At 70.2% G+C, this 17,291-nt stretch carries 17 protein-coding genes; 14 read left to right on the top strand and 3 right to left on the bottom strand.

Features of this window, described 5'->3' with window-relative positions; translation table 11 throughout:
* Positions 1-4: 4 nt before the first annotated feature.
* From BBK82_RS44175 to BBK82_RS44165, 3 genes are read left to right on the top strand one after another with little or no spacing between them, the layout of a single operon-like run.
* On the top strand, positions 5-391 hold the full coding sequence (locus tag BBK82_RS44175; protein WP_065921857.1) for a nuclear transport factor 2 family protein: 387 nt from the start codon (positions 5-7) through the stop codon (positions 389-391).
* Positions 388-1,167 (top strand): hypothetical protein, encoded by a 780-nt coding sequence (locus BBK82_RS44170; RefSeq protein ID WP_065920235.1) that lies wholly within the window; start codon positions 388-390, stop codon positions 1,165-1,167. Before BBK82_RS44175 ends, BBK82_RS44170 begins: the two co-directional genes overlap by 4 nt.
* Positions 1,161-2,693, top strand: coding sequence for a hypothetical protein (locus BBK82_RS44165; protein ID WP_065920234.1), 1,533 nt, complete (start codon positions 1,161-1,163; stop codon positions 2,691-2,693). Before BBK82_RS44170 ends, BBK82_RS44165 begins: the two co-directional genes overlap by 7 nt.
* Here the strand turns inward: BBK82_RS44165 and BBK82_RS44160 are convergent.
* Positions 2,675-3,049: a hypothetical protein gene (locus BBK82_RS44160; protein WP_065920233.1), complete on the bottom strand. Its 375-nt coding sequence runs from the start codon at positions 3,047-3,049 to the stop codon at positions 2,675-2,677. The two genes, BBK82_RS44165 and BBK82_RS44160, sit on opposite strands and share 19 nt — an antisense overlap.
* A 34-nt stretch (positions 3,050-3,083) precedes the next feature.
* On the bottom strand, positions 3,084-3,563 hold the full coding sequence (locus BBK82_RS44155) for a nucleotidyltransferase domain-containing protein (protein ID WP_065920232.1): 480 nt from the start codon (positions 3,561-3,563) through the stop codon (positions 3,084-3,086).
* A gap of 198 nt (positions 3,564-3,761) precedes the next feature.
* Between BBK82_RS44155 and add the strand changes: the two genes are divergently transcribed.
* From add to BBK82_RS44125, 6 genes are all read left to right on the top strand, one after another.
* On the top strand, positions 3,762-4,763 hold the full coding sequence (gene add, locus BBK82_RS44150) for an adenosine deaminase (protein WP_065920231.1): 1,002 nt from the start codon (positions 3,762-3,764) through the stop codon (positions 4,761-4,763).
* A 104-nt stretch (positions 4,764-4,867) separates the two neighbouring features.
* Entirely contained in the window at positions 4,868-5,743 is an 876-nt protein-coding gene (locus BBK82_RS44145) for an SGNH/GDSL hydrolase family protein (RefSeq protein ID WP_065920230.1), read from the top strand.
* 173 nt (positions 5,744-5,916) lie between these two features.
* Positions 5,917-6,816 carry an AraC family transcriptional regulator gene (locus BBK82_RS44140; RefSeq protein WP_065920229.1) on the top strand — a complete coding sequence of 300 codons (900 nt, stop codon included), beginning with the start codon at positions 5,917-5,919 and terminating at the stop codon, positions 6,814-6,816.
* Between the two features lie 86 nt (positions 6,817-6,902).
* The gene (locus BBK82_RS44135; RefSeq protein WP_065920228.1) at positions 6,903-7,277 is read left to right on the top strand and encodes an STAS domain-containing protein; all 375 of its coding nucleotides are present in this window, start codon (positions 6,903-6,905) and stop codon (positions 7,275-7,277) included.
* 11 nt (positions 7,278-7,288) lie between these two features.
* Positions 7,289-8,539, top strand: coding sequence for a prolyl oligopeptidase family serine peptidase (locus tag BBK82_RS44130; protein ID WP_065920227.1), 1,251 nt, complete (start codon positions 7,289-7,291; stop codon positions 8,537-8,539).
* Positions 8,540-8,546: 7 nt separating this feature from the next.
* Entirely contained in the window at positions 8,547-9,065 is a 519-nt protein-coding gene (locus BBK82_RS44125) for an O-acetyl-ADP-ribose deacetylase (RefSeq protein ID WP_065920226.1), read from the top strand.
* A gap of 15 nt (positions 9,066-9,080) precedes the next feature.
* Here the strand turns inward: BBK82_RS44125 and BBK82_RS44120 are convergent, their stop codons facing one another.
* The gene (locus tag BBK82_RS44120) at positions 9,081-10,064 is read right to left on the bottom strand and encodes a LacI family DNA-binding transcriptional regulator (protein WP_154697873.1); all 984 of its coding nucleotides are present in this window, start codon (positions 10,062-10,064) and stop codon (positions 9,081-9,083) included.
* Between the two features lie 101 nt (positions 10,065-10,165).
* Between BBK82_RS44120 and BBK82_RS44115 the strand changes: the two genes are divergently transcribed.
* Genes BBK82_RS44115 through BBK82_RS44095 form a run of 5 tightly spaced genes read left to right on the top strand, consistent with a single transcriptional unit; the run spans position 10,166 to position 17,289 of the window.
* The gene (locus BBK82_RS44115) at positions 10,166-11,212 is read left to right on the top strand and encodes an ABC transporter substrate-binding protein (RefSeq protein ID WP_065920225.1); all 1,047 of its coding nucleotides are present in this window, start codon (positions 10,166-10,168) and stop codon (positions 11,210-11,212) included.
* Positions 11,202-12,710 (top strand): sugar ABC transporter ATP-binding protein, encoded by a 1,509-nt coding sequence (locus BBK82_RS44110; protein WP_065920224.1) that lies wholly within the window; start codon positions 11,202-11,204, stop codon positions 12,708-12,710. Before BBK82_RS44115 ends, BBK82_RS44110 begins: the two co-directional genes overlap by 11 nt.
* Entirely contained in the window at positions 12,691-13,623 is a 933-nt protein-coding gene (locus tag BBK82_RS44105; protein ID WP_065920223.1) for an ABC transporter permease, read from the top strand. Before BBK82_RS44110 ends, BBK82_RS44105 begins: the two co-directional genes overlap by 20 nt.
* Positions 13,620-14,570, top strand: a complete 951-nt coding sequence (locus tag BBK82_RS44100) for an ABC transporter permease (protein WP_065920222.1) — start codon at positions 13,620-13,622, stop codon at positions 14,568-14,570. Before BBK82_RS44105 ends, BBK82_RS44100 begins: the two co-directional genes overlap by 4 nt.
* Before the next feature lie 7 nt (positions 14,571-14,577).
* On the top strand, positions 14,578-17,289 hold the full coding sequence (locus BBK82_RS44095; RefSeq protein WP_065920221.1) for an AbfB domain-containing protein: 2,712 nt from the start codon (positions 14,578-14,580) through the stop codon (positions 17,287-17,289).
* Positions 17,290-17,291: the final 2 nt, after the last annotated feature.

Raw genomic sequence — 17,291 nt, 5'->3', positions numbered from 1 at the left:
GTTCATGAAGGCTTTCCGAGCGGCCGTCGAGGCCCGCGACACCGACGCGATGGCCGCCTGCCTCGCCGACGACGTGGTGTTCACCAGCCCTGTCGCGTTCTCCCCGTACCCCGGCAAGCCGCTCACCGCGGCCATCCTGCGCGGCGTCATGCGGGTCTTCGAGAACTTCCGCTACGAACGCGAGATCGTCGACGGCGCCAACTCCGCACTCGTCTTCCGCGCCGAGGTCAACGGCAAAGAGGTGCAGGGCTGCGACTTCCTGCACCTGAACGAGGACGGCCTGATCGACGAGTTCACCGTCATGGTGCGCCCGCTGTCCGGAGCCCAGGCGTTGTCCGAGGCGATGGCCGCGCAGTTCGAGCAGATCAAGGCGGAGGCCCTGTCCGCGTGAGCTCCGGGCACGACGACAAGCCAACCGTGCAGGTGGGCGACGTCGAGGGCAACGTCGTGCAGGGCAACAGGATCGACCAGGTCACGGTGCACGGCCGTGACCGCCGCACGGTGGTCCTGCTGGCCCTGACCCTCGTGGTGGTGCTGGCGGCGGCCGCTGTGATCGTGTGGCTGGTCCGCGAGCCGGACGAGCAGCCGGTCGGTGACCCGCTGGCCGCCTCCGTGTCGTTCGGCTCGACCAGGTGCGGCACCGGCAACGTCGTACCCGACCAGAACCAGTCGACGATTCCGCACACCAACGCCCCTGGCGGCGTCGCGGCGACCGGCGGCGAGGTCGTCGCGACCCTGCAGGGCCTGTCGCGGGCTTCGGTGGTGCTGCAGTCGATGCGGGTCCAGGTGGTCAGGCGCAAGCCCGCCGTTCCCGGGCTGTACCTGCCGAACCGATGTGCCAGTGACGTGCCGTCGCGGTACTTCGCCGTGGACCTGTCCGCTGACCCGCCCGCCGTGAAACCGACCCAGGGACAGGAGAACGGGCAGCAGGTCGCCGCGAACGACTTCCCGTTCAAGATCGACCCGACTGACGTGGAACAGCTGGTCGTACGAGTGAACTCCCCGGCCGAGGAGGTCGAGTTCAGGCTGTTGGTGCGCTGGACCTCCGGAACGTCCACGGGCGAGTTCCAGCTCGACGACAAGGGCAAACCGTTTCGCATCACGGCGACCACGGCCGCCGAGCAGTGGTGCGACTACGAGGCGCAGAACGTGTGGAAACCGTGCTGAGACTGGTTCTGGCCGCCATGTTGCTGCTCGCCGCCTGCTCGTCGCCACCACCGCCACCCGAGTTCACCCCGCCCACCTGGACCCGGCAGACCGTGCCGACCCTGCCGCACGCCCGCCTGGACTCCATCCACGGCGCCGTCGGCTGGAACGGCGGGTTCGTGATCGCGGGCAGCTACACCGAGCCCGCACCGCCCAACGACGAGGGCCGGGTCAACAACACACCCGCCGTGCTGCACATGTCGGCCGACGGGCAGACCTGGCGCGAGGTCATCCCGCCGGACATCGGCGACCTCGCCTGGGGCGACGCCGCCGCGGCCCGCGGTGACCACGCGTACGTGCTGGGCCACACCGGTGTCCGGCCCGTCCTGCTCACCTCGGAAGGCGGTGTCTGGACGAAGCTGGAGCTGCCCGGCGGGGTCTTCACCGACAAGCCGACCTCGATCGGCGCCGGACCGCGCGGCGTGGTCGTCGTGGGCTTCGCCAACTACCGGATGGGCGACAAGGTCAAGGGCCTGCGGCTGTGGTTCTCGCCGGACGGCAGGGAGTTCGGCGACCCGGTCGTGCTGACCACCCAGCAGGTGTACACCGGCTACCTGCCCCGCGTGCTCGCCACCGACACCGGGTTCCTGGTGTACGGCGCGATGCCGTCGAGCGGGCGGCCGGAGCGGCGGGCCGAGTTGCTGTTCGAGTCGGCCGACGGGCGTGACTGGAGGGCAGCGGGAGACGAGCTGCCCGACCCGCCGGACGGTCAGCACCACGACAGGCTCACGGCCGCACAGCACAACAACGGCACGACCGTCCTGTTCGGCTCGCTGAACAACCCGGACAACCCCGAGGACTCCGACACCGGCCTCACCGGCTGGTACCGGCGTGCCGGCGAGTCGTCGTGGACCCAGCTCGCCGACATCGACCCCGGCAAGCTGCCCGATGCCGGTGTCGTGCCCAAGCCGCAACGGCGCGTCGATCACGTGGTCAAGTGGCAGAGCGGGTTCCTGGCGCTCGGCGCCACCCGTGCCGACGCGGCGGTGTGGACCTCACCGGACGGCCTGACGTGGACGAAGATGCCCGTGCGGGACAACGGCTTCGAGGGCACCGGCCCGGTGGACCACCTCAGCGACGGCGGGCTGGGCCTGCTGGTGAACCTGCCGGAGGGTGACGGCCCGGCCCGCGTCTGGCGCAGCGGATCACCCACCGCGCGCCCCGCCACGAACCACCCGGTACCGAAAGGTGGTGCGTGGCAAGGCATTCTCGGCACCTCGATCACCATCGACGACACCGGCGGCGGCGAGATCCGCTACTCCGACTTCAAGGTGGCGAACCCCCAGCAGTTCCTGATCAAGTTCCGCCACGTCGGCATCACCGCGGGCGGCACCAGGACGGCCGACGTCACCGAGTCCACCGACCCCGCGGTCCCGGCCGGCGGCACGCTGTCGGCGAAGGTCGAGGCCAACGGCCCCACCGTGCTGTTCCCGGACGGCACGCAGCGGGAGTTCTGCGGTGCCGACCGCTATTCCGAGTGCTCGTAGACGCTGACGTGCCTGGTGCTGCCCGCCTCGAACGGCTCGCCGTTCCGCCCGCCCCACCGGTCCCGCAGCCGCAGCCCGGCGATGCGCCCCTCGACCGCCTCCACGTCGATGAACCGGTTGCGCCGCCGTGCCGCGTTCTCGAAGCAGCGCACCTGGTCGTCCTGGGTGAGCAGGTTCGTGATGGTGCTGTGGACCAGGCACACCAACGGGTACGTGCGCCCGGTGCCGATGGCGAGCTCCAAGGCGGTCTTGCCGAACGTGGCGAGGAAGCGGACCGTGCCCGCCTCGTCGCCGCGGGATGAGTTGTCGTAGGTGCGGGCGGTGTCAGGCCCGAAGCTCGGGTTGAATCCCTTCACCCGACCCACGCCAACCACGGGTGCCAACCGGTTTTCAGAAGTGCGTGGCAACGCCGAACGCCTGCCGCAGCCGCGCCATGTCGTGCAGGTCCCGTTCGCGCGGCTCATAGCCCTGGTGGAAGTAGACCTGCTGGGCGGCGGACAGACAGGGCACGGTCCGGCCCGCGATCGTGCCGGTGACGAAGCAGTCCGCCGGGTAGCGGAACGGCTCGTCGGTCAGCGAGGACTGCACGGCGCTGCCGTCGGCGGCGAACCGCAAGGGATGTAGGTCGACCTCGCGCCAGCCGTCGCTCACGACGAACCGCACCGGCCGCCACGACAACGTCTCGGCGAACCCGGCCCGTGCCAGCGCCTCGACGACGAGCGGTTCCTGGTCAAGGCGGTGCATGAGGTCGAGGTCGCCGTGCAACCGCGTCTGCATGCCGACCAACGCGTCGATGCCCCAGCCGCCGCCGATCCACACGTCCACGTCGCTCAGAACCTGCAAGATCTCGAGCACGTCCTCGGCCTTCACACGCGCCAGGGTTGCAGCGCGACCGCACCGCCGTCCACCGCATTGCGGACCGCGCGGACACCTGGCTAGGTTGGAGGTCGTGCCGGACTTCAAGCTGCCGCTCTACGGCGCTGACACCGAACGCGGCGACCTCGCTCCCTGAGTCGCCCGCGCGTTCCTGCCGACACCTCTCACCTCTTCTCCGCAGGGAGCTTCGCCATGCGTTCGTTCATCCACGCTCTGCCCAAAGTGGAGCTGCACGTCCACCTCGTCGGCTCCGCCGGCATCGACACCGTCCTGGAGCTCGCGCGCCGCCACCCGGAGGCCGGCGTGCCCACCGACCGCGCCGAGCTGGAGCGCTTCTACATCTTCCGCGACTTCGACCACTTCCTGAAGGTCTACTGGGCCGTCCAGTCGATGCTGGAGGACCGCCGCGACATCCACACCCTCGTCGTCGGCCTGGCCCGGTCGCTGGCCGCGCAGAACGCCCCGTACGCCGAGGTCACCGTCACGCCCTACAACCACCTGACCGACGGGATGCCGGTGGACGAGCTGCTCGCCGGCCTCGCCACCGGCCGTGCCGAAGCGGCCGCGCTGGGCGTGGAACTGGCCTGGTGCTTCGACATCCCCGGCGAGAAGGGCCTGGTGGCGGCGCGCGAGACGCTGGCGGTGGCGCTGCAGCGGCCGGACGGCCTGGTGTCGTTCGGCCTGGCCGGTCCCGAGGAGGGCGTCGGCCGCACCCAGTTCGCGCCCTTCTTCGACGCGGCGGTCGAAGCCGGTCTGCACAGCGTCCCGCACGCCGGTGAGACCACCGGGCCGGAGACGGTCTGGTCGGCGGTCAAGGACCTGAAGGCCGAGCGGATCGGTCACGGCACCAGCTGCGTGCGGGACCCGGCGCTGCTCGAACACCTGGCGCTCAAGGGCATTCCGCTGGAGGTGTGCCCGACCTCGAACGTCCGCACCCGGCAGGTCGCCTCGATCGAGGCGCACCCCGTGCGGCAGATGCTCGACTCCGGCCTGGTCGTCACGCTCAACACCGACGACCCGCCGTTCTTCGGCGCCACGCTGGAGGGCGAGTACCTGGCCGTCGCGTCCGCTGTGGACCTCACCCACGCCGAGGTCGCCAGGTTGGCCGAAAACGCCGTGTTGGCCTCGTTCCTGCCCAACAGCCGCAAGACTCAGCTGCTCGACGAGATCGCGGGCGTGCTCGCCGCGGTCTGAACTGTCCTTCGGTGCGAACGGGGTTGCCCGTCAGCGGGCAACCCCGCCGCCACCGCACGCGTCTTCGGCAGGATGGAGGAACAACATCAACTCGGGGGGTTGAAGTGAGAAGAACGCTCGTCCTCGCCACCGTCGTCCTGGCAGCACTGGGCATCGCACCGGCCGCCCACGCCACCCGCTCGCTCGACGTCGTGGCACTCGGGGACTCCTACGCCTCGGGCACCGGCGCCGGCGCGTACCACGACGGCACCGCCGGGAACTGTTGGCGCAGCGCCAACTCCTACGGCGAGCTGGTCGCCGCTCGGCTGCGCTCCCAGCACCGCCTGGCCTCGTTCACCAACGCGACCTGCAGCGGAGCCGCCACCGCCGACCTGGCCCGCCCGTTCAAGGACCGCCCGGCCCAGCTGGACTCCCTGCGGCCCGGCACCGACCTGGTCCTGCTCACCGTCGGCACCAACGACATCGACTACTCCTCGTGCGGAAGCCTGTGCGTGCAGGCCGACTGCACCGGCGCCCCGACCGCGGGGATCCTCGCGAAGCTGCCCGCCATGGGCCAGAACGTGACGGCCCTGATCCGGGAGATCCACGTCCGCAGCCCGTACGCGCGCGTCGTCGTGGTGGGCCACGGCCGCCAGGTGTCCACTTCGGACAACCCTGACGGCGCCACCCTCGACCCGATCTGCGGCGACGGCGTCCTCACCACCGCCGAACGCCGTGAGGGCAACCAGGTCGCGGACGGCATCGACGGCACCCTGCGCTCCGCCGTCGCCGCCGCGCGTGGCGTCAACGTCCAGTACGTGAGCCCGTTCGCCCAGCCCGGTGTTCCCCGGCCCGCGTTCGAGGGGCACGCGCTGTGCGAGGCGGGAACGCCGTTCCTGCGCGGGTTCGACGCGCTGGCACCGGGTCAGGAGGGCCCGGAAGCGGTGTTCCACCTGAACCAGGACGGCCAGGCCGCACTGGCCGCGCTCGTCCGCGTCTGATCGGGGAGGCGCTCTCGGGTGGTCGAGAGCGCCTCATCCCCCTTCCGGCCCCTCGCGGTACCACCCGCCCGTGTTGCACCATCGACGCGCCGGCATCCGATGGGCTGGTCGGGGGAGCGACTGCGGCCGACCGCCGATGGACACGGGGGAGGAGGACGAGGATCGTTCAGCAGGTGGAACGGGTCGTTGAGGTGACGGACCTGGACGCGGCGCGAGAGGTGCTGAGCGCGGCGTACGCGAAGATGCGCTTCGACCGGGGCGACGAGCCGACCCGGCTGTGGATGGCGTCGCGCGCGGCGGGTGCCGTGCGGTTCGATCGGCTGGGCGGCGTCTACGGGCTGGCCGCGACGGTCGAGCCGTTGCAGGTCAACGCGTTCGGGTACCTGGAGGCGGGCAGGCTGCGGCTGCGGTCGGAGGGCCAGGAGCGGTTCCTCGGGCCGGGCGACGCGTTCCGGGTCGCCGCGCCGGACCAGCCCTACGCCGCGACGCTCGACAGTCCGCAGGTCGAGATGGTCATCCTGAACCAGTCGGTGGTCGACCAGGTCGCCGAGGACGTCCGGTTCACCGGCTGTCAGCCCGTGTCGCCGGAACGAGCCGTGCGCTGGCGGTCCACGTGTGCGCACCTGCGCGACGAAGTGCTGCCTGTGTTCGCAGACGAACCGTTGGTCGTCGGAAACGCGACACACCTGCTCGTGTCCATGACGCTCGCGACGTTCCCGCACGTCACCGTCGTGGACTACGCGACGGAGCAGGTACGTCCGCACGCGCTGAAGCGCGCCATCGCGTTCATCGAGTCCGAGGCCGCGCGGGACATCACCGCCGCCGACATCGCGCGCGCGGCCCGCGTGTCCGTCCGGGCGATCCAGCTCGCCTTCCGCCGGCACCTCGACACCACCCCGATGGCCTACATCCGGCGCGTCCGGCTGGCCCAGGCGCACGTCGACCTGCAGCGGTCGAACGGCACCGTCACCGAGATCGCCGCACGGTGGGGGTACGCCCGTCCGAGCGTCTTCGCCGCCCACTACCGAACCGCCTACGGCGTCTCGCCGTCGCAGACCTTGAGGTCGGGCTGAGATCCTTCGTTTTTCCGGTCGGGCGTTCGTTTCCGCTGCTATCGGAGGACAACATGCTGCGGTGAGGTGGGAGCCGGAGGTTCCCGATGTCCGCAGAAGCGTATGACGCGAGCCCGTTCACCATCCGCACCCGGCGGGAGGGCACGCGGTTCGTGGTGCTGTGCCGCGGTGAGGTCGACGTGACCACCTGCGACATGTTCTTCGCCGCCGTGTTGCCGGGCATCGCCGACGCCGGCACCGAGCGCGTGACGATCGACATGGCCGAGGTGACGTTCCTGTCCGCCAGCGGGCTCAGAATCCTGCTGTTGCTGCTGTGCGCCAGCCACTACAACGGCAAGGAGTTCGACCTGCGCAGCACGCCGCCACCGGTGCGCCGGGTGCTGGACCTGTTCGGCTTCACCACTTTCAAAGCAGGGCTTGTGTGGGAGGCAACCATGTTGCCGAGGACCAGCCGCAGCTAGCTTGACCAGCTATGTTGCTGCCTCTGGCGCTCGTCGCATCGCTGCTCACCCCGGCCCCGGCGCTGCACGTCCCCGGTGCCGAACACCAGCAACTTCTCAGACTGGCCGATCTCAGCACGGCGGGTGGCATCACCGACCCCGCCGACTGGGCCGGCCTGACCAGCGCCGCGCTGCCGGCTCCCACCCCTGTCGCCGGCATCCAGGTCGACGGCTACTTCCCGGACAGCTCGCGCACCAACACCAACCACGGCTGGAACCACGACTCCCAGTTCGTCGTGCGCCTGCCCGACCGCTGGAACGGCGGCCTCGTCGTGGCCGGCTCGCCGGGCGTGCGCGAGCAGTACGCCAACGACCGCGCCATCTCCGACTGGGTCCTCGCCCGCGGCTACGCCTTCGCCGCCACCGACAAGGGCAACACCGGCGCGCAGTTCTACCGCGACGGCATGGCGGAGTGGAACCACCGCCTGACCCAGCTCACGATCGCCGCGAAGTCCGTGGTGGCCCAGCGCTACGGCCGTCCCGCCAAGCGCACCATCGCGACCGGCATCTCCAACGGCGGCTACCTCGTCCGCTGGCAGCTGGAGAACCGCCCGCACCTCTACGACGGCGGTGTGGACTGGGAAGGTACTTTGTGGACGGTCAAGGGCCCGAACCCGCTGACGTTCCTGCCACCCGTGCTGAAGGCCTACCCCGCCTACCTGGCCGGTGACCCGCAGGCGCACGCCCAGATGGTCGCCGCTGGCTTCCCCGCGGGCACCGAGTTCCTGTGGGACTACCACTACCGCTACTACTGGGACCTCACCCAGCGCATCTACCGCGAGGAGTTCGACCCCGGTTTCGACGGCGCGCTGGAGGCGGGCGTCCCGTTCTGCGCTCCCGGCACCCCGTCGTGCGACGCCGACTACTCCTACGCCGATCGCCGCCGCACCGCCGGCCCCGCCATCAAGCCGGTCGCGCTGACGGGCAAGATCCACCGCCCGCTCATCACCGTCCACGGCACCCACGACGTCCTGCTGCCCATCTCCCAGGACTCCGACGTCTACGCCGCCATGACCCCCGACCGCCTGCACCGCTACTTCCGCGTCGAGCAGGGCACCCACGTCGACGGCCTGGTCGACGTCCACCCGGACCGCCTGCGCCCCCTGGCCCCGTGCCACCGCTCGGCCTTCGAAGCCCTCGAACGCTGGCTCGGCGGCGTCACCCCACCCGCCTCGGCCACCCTCCCGCGCCCGGCCGACGTCTCCACCTGCCCGCTGTCATGATCTGGGGATGGCCACCATCGAGCTCGTCCAGGGCGACATCACCGAGCAGCACGTCGACGTGATCGTGAACGCCGCCAACTCCTCCCTGCTCGGCGGCGGGGGAGTGGACGGCGCGATCCACCGCAAGGGCGGCCCGGACATCCTCGCCGAGTGCCGCAAGCTCCGCGCGGGCCACTACGGCGGTGGCCTGAAGACGGGCCAGGCGGTGGCCACCACGGCAGGCCGTCTGCCCGCGCGCTGGGTCGTCCACACCGTCGGCCCGGTCTGGTCGGCCTCGCAGGACCGCTCCGAACTGCTCGCCGACTGCCACCGCAACTCGCTGCGGGTGACCGCGGAGCTCGGGGCGGCCAGCGTGGCGTTCCCGGCGATCTCGACGGGCATCTACCGGTGGCCGGTGGAGTCGGCGGCGGAGATCGCGCTCGCGGCGGTGCGGGACGCGGTCGGGGACACGCCGGTGGAGCTGGTGCGGTTCGTGCTGTTCGACCGCAGGACCTACGAGGCTTACGAGGCCTGCGCGCGGTCGTAGCCGGCCGGGCGTACGTCACGGCGCCGTGCTCTCCCGCACCTGCAACGAGAACGGCGTCTGCACGTTCTCCACCCCCGCCTCCTCCACCCCCACCCGCCGGTGCAGCAGGTCCACCGCCGCCCGTGCGATCGCCCCCTTGTCCGGCGCGATCGACGTCAGCGACGGCGAGCTGTAAGCGCTCTCCTCGTTGTTGTCGAACCCGACCACCGCGAGGTCCTGCGGCACGCGCACGAACCGCTCCGCCGCCGCCCGCATCGCGCCGACCGCCAGCAGGTCGTTGAAGCAGAACACCGCGTCCGGCGGGTTCTTCATGTCCAGCAACGAGTTCATCGCCGCCGCGCCGTCCGCCCGGTGGTAGTTCAACGCCGGCACGACCAGCGACGGGTCGAACTCCAGACCCTCCACCTCCAAAGCCGCGCGGTAGCCCTCCAGGCGCAACGCGGCCGTGCCACGTTGCGGGTGGGCACCGATCGCGGCGATCCGGCGGCGGCCCAGCGAGATCAGGTGGCGCACGGCGGTGGAGGCGGCGAGCACGTTGTCGATGCCCACGCGGGAGATCGGCACGTCGACCTCGTGCTCGCCGAGCAGCACCGCCGGGACCTCCAGCTGGAAGTCGCTCACCGCCTCCGGCGACACGATGGCGGCGTCGACGAGGTGCGGGCCGAGCGCCTCCAGGGCCGAGCGCTCGCCGGCCAGGGTGCCGAAGGTCTGCTCGATGAGCACGTTCCACTCGTGCTCCTGGGCGGCGGCGATGACCAGACCGGCGAGCTCGGCGAAGTAGGGGATGGAGAGCTCCGGCAGGACCAGGGCGATGAACCCGGTGCGGCCGCGGCGCAGGTTGCGGGCGCCGAGGTTGGGGCGGTAGCCGGTGGCCGCGAGCGCCTCCTCGACGCGGCGGCGGTTGTCCGGTTTGACGAACGAGTAGCCGTTGACCACGTTCGAGACGGTCTTCACCGATACGCCTGCCAGGCGCGCGACGTCCTTGAGCGTGGCCAACACAGCCTCCGAGAAAAAAGTAGGTCTTTACATCGTTGGAACAACGATGCAAATCTAGCCCCCAAGAGCGCGACAACGCACCCCGCACCGCGTAGGAGCCAACGATGTCCCTCAGTCGCACCCTGCCGATCGCCCTCGCCGCCGTAGCGCTCCTCGCGAGCTGTACGGCCCGAGAGGGTGGGCAGACGACGACCAGTGGCGGGCCGGCCGCGAGCGCCGCCCAGAACCAGAGCAGCGGTCCCGGTTGTGCGCGTGACAAGGCCGGATACCCGCAGGTGGACCTCAAGGGCGCCACCGTCGGCTTCTCCCAGTCGGAGAAGGAGGCGAACCCGTTCCGCACGGCCGAGACCCAGTCGATCAAGGACGAGGCGGCCAAGCGCGGCGTCGAGCTGCTGACCACCAACGCCCAGAGCGACCTGAACAAGCAGATCAGCGACATCAAGTCGCTGCTCGACCGCGGGGCGAAGCTGCTGATCGTGGCGCCGCTCAACTCCGACGGCCTGCAGCCCGCGTTCGACGCGGCGAAGGCCAAGAAGGTGCCGGTCGTGACGATCGACCGCAAGGTCTCCTCGCAGCCCTGCACGGACTACCTGACCTTCATCGGCTCGAACTTCGTCGAGCAGGGCAAGCGCGCCGCCCAGGCGATGATCAAGGCGACCGGCGGCAACGGCAAGGTCGCGATCCTGCTGGGCGCGTCGGGCAACAACGTCACGGTCGACCGCACCAAGGGCTTCAAGGACGGCATCGTCGGCACCGGGCTGACGGTCGTGGCCGAGCAGACCGGTGAGTTCGACCGGTCCAAGGGCCAGGCCGTGATGGAGCAGCTGATCCAGAGCAACCCGGACATCACCGCCGTCTACGCGGAGAACGACGAGATGGGCGTCGGTGCCGTCACCGCGCTCAAGGCCGCCGGCAAGCAGCCGGGCAAGGACGTGAAGATCGTGTCGGTCGACGGCACGCGCACCGCGGTGCAGCTCATCGCGGACGGCAGCTACACCGCCGTCATCGAGTCCAACCCGCGCTTCGGCCCGCTCGCGTTCGACACGCTGGAGAAGTTCGCCGCCGGCCAGGAGATCCCGCAGAGCATCGTGATCTCCGACGACGAGTACGACACCACCAACGCCGCGCAGAAGCTCGCCAATGCCTACTGAACCTGTCATCGAGGTCGCGGGTGTCACCAAGACGTTCGCGGGCATCAAGGCGCTGGACGGCGTCGACTTCACCCTCCACCAGGGCTCGATCCACGCCCTGGTGGGGGAGAACGGCGCCGGCAAGTCGACGCTCATCAAGGTGCTGACCGGCATCCACCAGCCCGACGGGGGCGAGGTCAGGCGTGCCGGTCGCATCTCGACGATCTACCAGGAGGTCAACCTCATCCCGCTGATGAGCGTGGCCGCCAACCTGTTCCTCGGCCGTGAGCCGCGCACCCGGTTCGGGCTGATCGACCGCGCGAAGGCAGGCGCGGAGGCCAGGCGGATCCTGGAGGGCTACGGCATCACCGCCGACGTCAGCCAGCCGCTCGGCACGCTCTCGGTCGGCGAGCAGCAGATGGTGGCGCTGGCCCGCGCGGTCGAGACGGACGCGGACGTCGTGATCATGGACGAACCCACGTCCTCGCTCGAACCGCGTGAGGTCGAGACGCTGTTCCAGGTCGTGGAACGGCTGCACGAGCGCAACATCGCGATCGTCTACGTCAGCCACCGGATGGACGAGCTCTACCGGATCTGCGACACCGTCACGGTCCTGCGCGACGGCAAGAAGGTCCACAGCGGACCGCTCGGGGACCTGCCCAGGATCGAGCTGGTGTCGCTCATGCTCGGTCGCTCGGTGAGCGACATCAAGGCCGGTGGCACGACGGCGTTCGGCGAGGACCACCACGCAGGCAAGGAGCCCGTCCTGGAGGCGAACGACCTGACCAGCAGGCCCAGGCTCAACGGCGTGAACGTGACCATCAGGCCGGGGGAGGTGGTGGGGCTGGCCGGGCTGCTCGGCTCGGGGCGCACGGAGACCGCGAAGGCGATCATCGGCGCCATCCCCACCCAGCACGGGAACGTGCTCATCGCCGGGAAGACCGTGCCGCGCGGCAACGTCAAGGCCGCGATGCGCGCGGGCATCAGCATGCTCGCCGAGGACCGCAAGGCCGAGGGGATCATCCCGCACCTGTCCGTGCGGGAGAACATCGTGCTGGCCGCGTTGCCGGGGCTGAGCCGGTTCGGGCTGGTCAGCCGCGCGAAGCAGGACCGGATCGTGGACCTGTTCATCAAACGGCTGCGGATCAAGGTCTCCAGCCCGGAGCAACGGGTCGCCGAGCTCTCCGGCGGCAACCAGCAGAAGGTGCTGCTGGCCCGCTGGCTGTGCGCGGAACCCAAGGTGCTGCTGCTCGACGAACCCACCCGCGGCATCGACGTCGGCGCCAAGGCCGAGGTGCAGGCGCTGATCGACGAGCTGGCGAAGGAGGGACTCGCGGTGCTGCTGATCAGCTCCGAGCTCGACGAGCTGCTCGACGGCGCCGACCGGCTGGTCGTCCTGCGCGACGGACACGTCGCGGGTGAGCTCACCGGCGGTGAGCTCACCTGCGAGCACGTCCTGGCGGCGATCGCGGCGGAACCGGAACCGGCGGGGGTGAGCGATGACGCTGACCGCCACTAGGACGCGCTGGCTGCAAGACAACGGTGTCTACGTCGCCGTCGTCGCGCTGCTGCTGTTCAACGTCCTGTTCACGTCGAACTTCCTGACCATGGGCAACTTCCGCACCCAGCTGATCCAGGCGGCACCGGTGCTGATCGTGGCGCTCGGCATGGCGCTGGTGATCGGCACCGAGGGGGTGGACCTGTCCGTCGGCGCCGTCATGGCGCTGGCCGCCGCGCTGATCCCGCTCTACCTCGGCTACGGCCCGCTGCCCGCGATCCTGATCGCGCTCGCGGTGGGCCTGGCCGCCGGCGGGTTCAACGGGTTCCTGGTGGCACGGGTGGGGATCCAGCCCATCGTCGCCACACTCGCACTCCTGGTCGCGGGCCGCGGCCTGGCACTGGTGATCGCCAACGGCCAGCTGGTCCAGCTGCACGACCCGGCGTTCCTGGCGCTGGGCACCGACGACTTCCTGGGCCTGCCGATCAGCGTGCTGGTCGCCGGTGTGCTGGCGATCCTGGTGGCGGGACTGGTCAACCGCACCACGTTCGGCCGCCAGCTCGTCGCGGTCGGCGGCAACCGCAGGGCCGCGCACCTGGCGGGCCTGCCGGTCAGCCGGGTGCTGATCGGGGTCTACGCGATCACCGGCGTGCTCGCGGCGGTCGCGGGCGTGCTCGCCACGTCCCGGCTCGCCGCCAGCGACCCCGCCGACATCGGCCTGCTGATGGAGCTGTCCGCGATCACCGCGGTGGTCGTCGGCGGAACCCCGTTGACCGGTGGGAAGGTCCGCGTTCTCGGCACGGTCATGGGTGTGGTCCTCATGCAGCTCGTCAGGGCCACGCTGATCAAGCACAACCTGCCCGACTCCATCGCGCAGATGATCCAGGCCGCGATCATCGTGGCCGCCGTCTACGTCGCGAGGGAGCGCCGATGACGACGACACTCGCGTCCACGCGGACGAAGGTCCTGCAGCGCCAGGGGGCAGCGGTCGCGCTGGTCGTCATGGTCGCGGTGGCGTGGCTGGTGTTCCCGCGGTTCGGCAGCCTCGACAACGTCCGCGACCTCGCGTTGCAGGGCTCGTTCCTGGCGGTGATCGCGATCGGCATGACGTTCGTGATCATCACGGGCGGCATCGACCTGTCCGTCGGCTCCCTGTACGCACTGGGAGGCGTGCTCGCCGCGTACGGCTCGCAGTGGGGGTTCTTCACCGCGTTGCTGTTGCCCCTTGCGGTGTGCGGGCTGATCGGCGTGATCAACGGTCTGCTGATCGCACGCACGAGCATGGCGCCGTTCATCGTCACGCTCGCCTCGCTGCTGTTCGCCCGCGGCCTGTTGCTGGTGATCACCGACGAGGGTGCGACGACGTACCAGATCGCTCCGGACTCGGCGTTCGTCGAGCTCGGCCGCGGCACGGTGCTCGGGTTCGGCTACCCGGTGTTCATCGCCCTGGTGCTGGCCCTGCTCGGCGGCCTGCTGCTCAACCGCACCAACTTCGGCCAGAACGTGTTCGCCACCGGCGGCGCGGAGCAGTCGGCGGTCCTGATGGGCGTCCCCGTCGCGCGCACCAAGGTCCTCGTCTACGCCATGAGCGGCACGCTGTCGGGCCTCGCCGGCGCGCTCACCGCCGCCTACCTGCAGTCCGGTGTCACGGTGATCGGCGTCGGCACCGAGCTGGACGCGATCTCCGTGGTCGTCATCGGCGGCACGCTGCTGACCGGCGGCGCGGGAACCGTGCTGGGCACGATGATCGGCGTCGGCCTGCGCACGGTGATCCAGAACATCATCAACCAGATCGGCACGCTCGACAGCAACTTCCAGTCTGTGGTGAGCGGGGTGTTCCTGCTCATCGTGGTCGTCCTGCAACGAATACTCCGGAGATAGGAGAGCCATGACCAGACGCGTCCTGGGCGTATTGGTCGGATTCCTCGTCGCAGCAACAATGGTCACACCGACGGCCGCGCAGGCCGCCGAGTGGCAACCGAAACCCGCACCCCTCACGACACCCTGGACCAGCCAGGTGTCACCGACCAACGCCCTGCCCGAGTACCCGCGTCCGCAGCTGGTCCGGCAGGAGTGGCAGAACCTCAACGGGGTCTGGGAGTTCGCGGGTGCTCCCGACCTCGGTTCACCTCCCTTCGGCCGGCCGCTGGCCGAGGGCGTCCTCGTGCCGTACCCGATCGAGTCCGCTCTGTCGGGCATCAAACGGCACGAAGACAACATGTTCTACCGCCGGACCTTCACCGTTCCGTCCTCCTGGGACGGTCGCAGGGTCAAGCTCAACTTCGGCGCGGTCACCTGGGAGACCAGGGTCTGGGTCAACGGCACCCAGGTCGGCACGCACACCGGCGGCTTCGACGCGTTCTCGTTCGACATCACGCCCGCTCTGCGCGCGGGCAGCAACGAGATCATCGTCGGCGTGCACTCGCCGATCGACGGCAGCCGCTACCCGATCGGCAAGCAGCGCCGCACCCCGGACGGCATCTTCTACACCGCCGCGTCCGGGATCTGGCAGACCGTCTGGCTGGAACCCGTGCGGGCGCAGCACATCACCCGCCTCGACACCACGCCGGACGTGCCCGGAGGTGCTGTGGACCTGGTCGTGCAGGGCACCGCGGGCCAGACCGTGACCGCGCAGGTGCTCAGCGGCGGCCAGGTCGTGGGCACGGCGACCGGGCAGACCGGTGCACGCCTGCGGGTTCCGGTGCCGAACGCGCGGCTGTGGTCGCCGGACGACCCGTTCCTCTACGACCTGCGCGTGACCTCGACCAGCGGTGACGCGGTCACCGGCTACTTCGGCATGCGCTCGCTGGGCAAGGCCGTGGTCGGCGGCGTCATGCGGCCGTTGCTCAACGGCAAGTTCGTCTTCCAGCTCGGCACGCTCGACCAGGGCTACTGGCCGGACGGCGTGTACACCGCACCGACCGACGCGGCCCTGCGGTGGGACCTCGAACGCCAGAAAGCACTGGGGTTCAACATGGTCCGCAAGCACATCAAGGTCGAACCGGCGCGCTGGTTCTACCACGCCGACCGGCTCGGTCTGCTGGTGTGGCAGGACATGCCCTCGCTCGACGCCGTCGACGAGGTCCCGAACGGCCGCGCGAACTTCGAGTCCGAGCTGCGCCGGATGATCGACCAGCTCAAGGGCATCACGTCGATCGTGCAGTGGGTGCCGTTCAACGAGGGCTGGGGCGAGTACGACGCCGGCCGCATCACCGACCTGGTGCGCTCGATCGACAACACCAGGCTGATCAACCACAACTCCGGCTCCAACTGCTGCGTCTCGGACCCGGACCCCGGCAACGGCGACGTCATCGACGACCACCACTACCAGATCACCACGGCCACCAGGACGCCCGACGCGCGCCGCGTGGCCGTGCTCGGTGAGTTCGGCGGTCTCGGGCGGCGGATCGTCGGTCACGAGTACCAGCCGGGGCGTGGGTTCGCCTATGGCGCGCTGTACCCGGACGAGACGTCGTTGACCACGCGGTACGTGGAGATCACCAAGCAGGTCGCGCGGATGGTGCACACGCGCGGGCTCTCGGGGTCGGTCTACACCGAGCCGTACGACGTCGAGAACGAGATCAACGGCTTCTACACCTACGACCGGCAGGTGCTGAAGATGACCGAGGCACGGGTGCGGGAGATCAACCTGCGCGTGCTGGCCATCGCGAACGGCACGGCGGTCGGCCCGGACGACGTGGTCTCGTTGCGGGTCACCACGTCCGGCTACACCGACCGCTACCTGCGCCACCGCGACAGCCTGGCGCGCACCGACGTGCCCGCCTCGGACCTCGACCGCCTGGACGCCACGTTCTTCGCGCGCCCCGGCCTCGCGGACGCCTCGTGCCTGTCGTTCGAGTCGCGCAACTTCCCCGGTGCCTACCTGCGGCACAGCGGTCTGCGGATCGGCACGGCGGTCAACCCGGCCGCGGGGGACGCGACGTTCTGCGCCCGCGCGGGATCCGGCGGTACCGCACTGGAGTCGTACAACCAGCGCGGTGCGTTCATCCGGCACTACAACGAGAACGTCTACCTGGCGCGGTCCGGTGGCCCGAACCCGTGGGACACCGCGAGCTCGTTCGCCGCGGACACCACGTGGGCGGTGGCGGGTGCGTTGTGGCGCAGCGGCGCGGACCTGCCGCTGGACCAGGCGCGGTCGTTCCGGGTGACCACGCCCGGCTTCACCGACCGCTACCTGCGGCACCGGGAGAGCCTGGCGCGCACGGACGTGGTGACCGCCTCGAGTGACGCGTTGTCGAAGGCCGACGCGACGTTCGTGGTCCGGCGCGGTCTGGCCGACCCGTCCTGCTACTCGCTGGAGTCGCGCAACATCCCCGGCCAGTTCCTGCGGCACGCGAACTTCCGCGTCCAGCTCGGATCGAACGACAACACCGACATCTTCCGCCGCGACGCGACGTTCTGCGCGCAGCAGGGGCGTGGTGGCGTGCGGCTGGAGTCGTTCAACGAGCTCGGCACCAACATCAGGCACTACGCCGAGGAGGTCTGGGTCGCGTCGAGCGGCGGCGCCCAGGTCTACGACAACCCCGTGGGCTATGCCGAAGACGTGAGCTGGGCAGTCAGCTCGCCCTGGGCGCCCTAGGA

It is taken from the genome of Lentzea guizhouensis (genome assembly GCF_001701025.1).
GTDB lineage: Bacteria > Actinomycetota > Actinomycetes > Mycobacteriales > Pseudonocardiaceae > Lentzea > Lentzea guizhouensis.
Note: the sequence above shows the minus strand (reverse complement) of the source record. Positions and strands in the feature narration are given on the sequence as shown.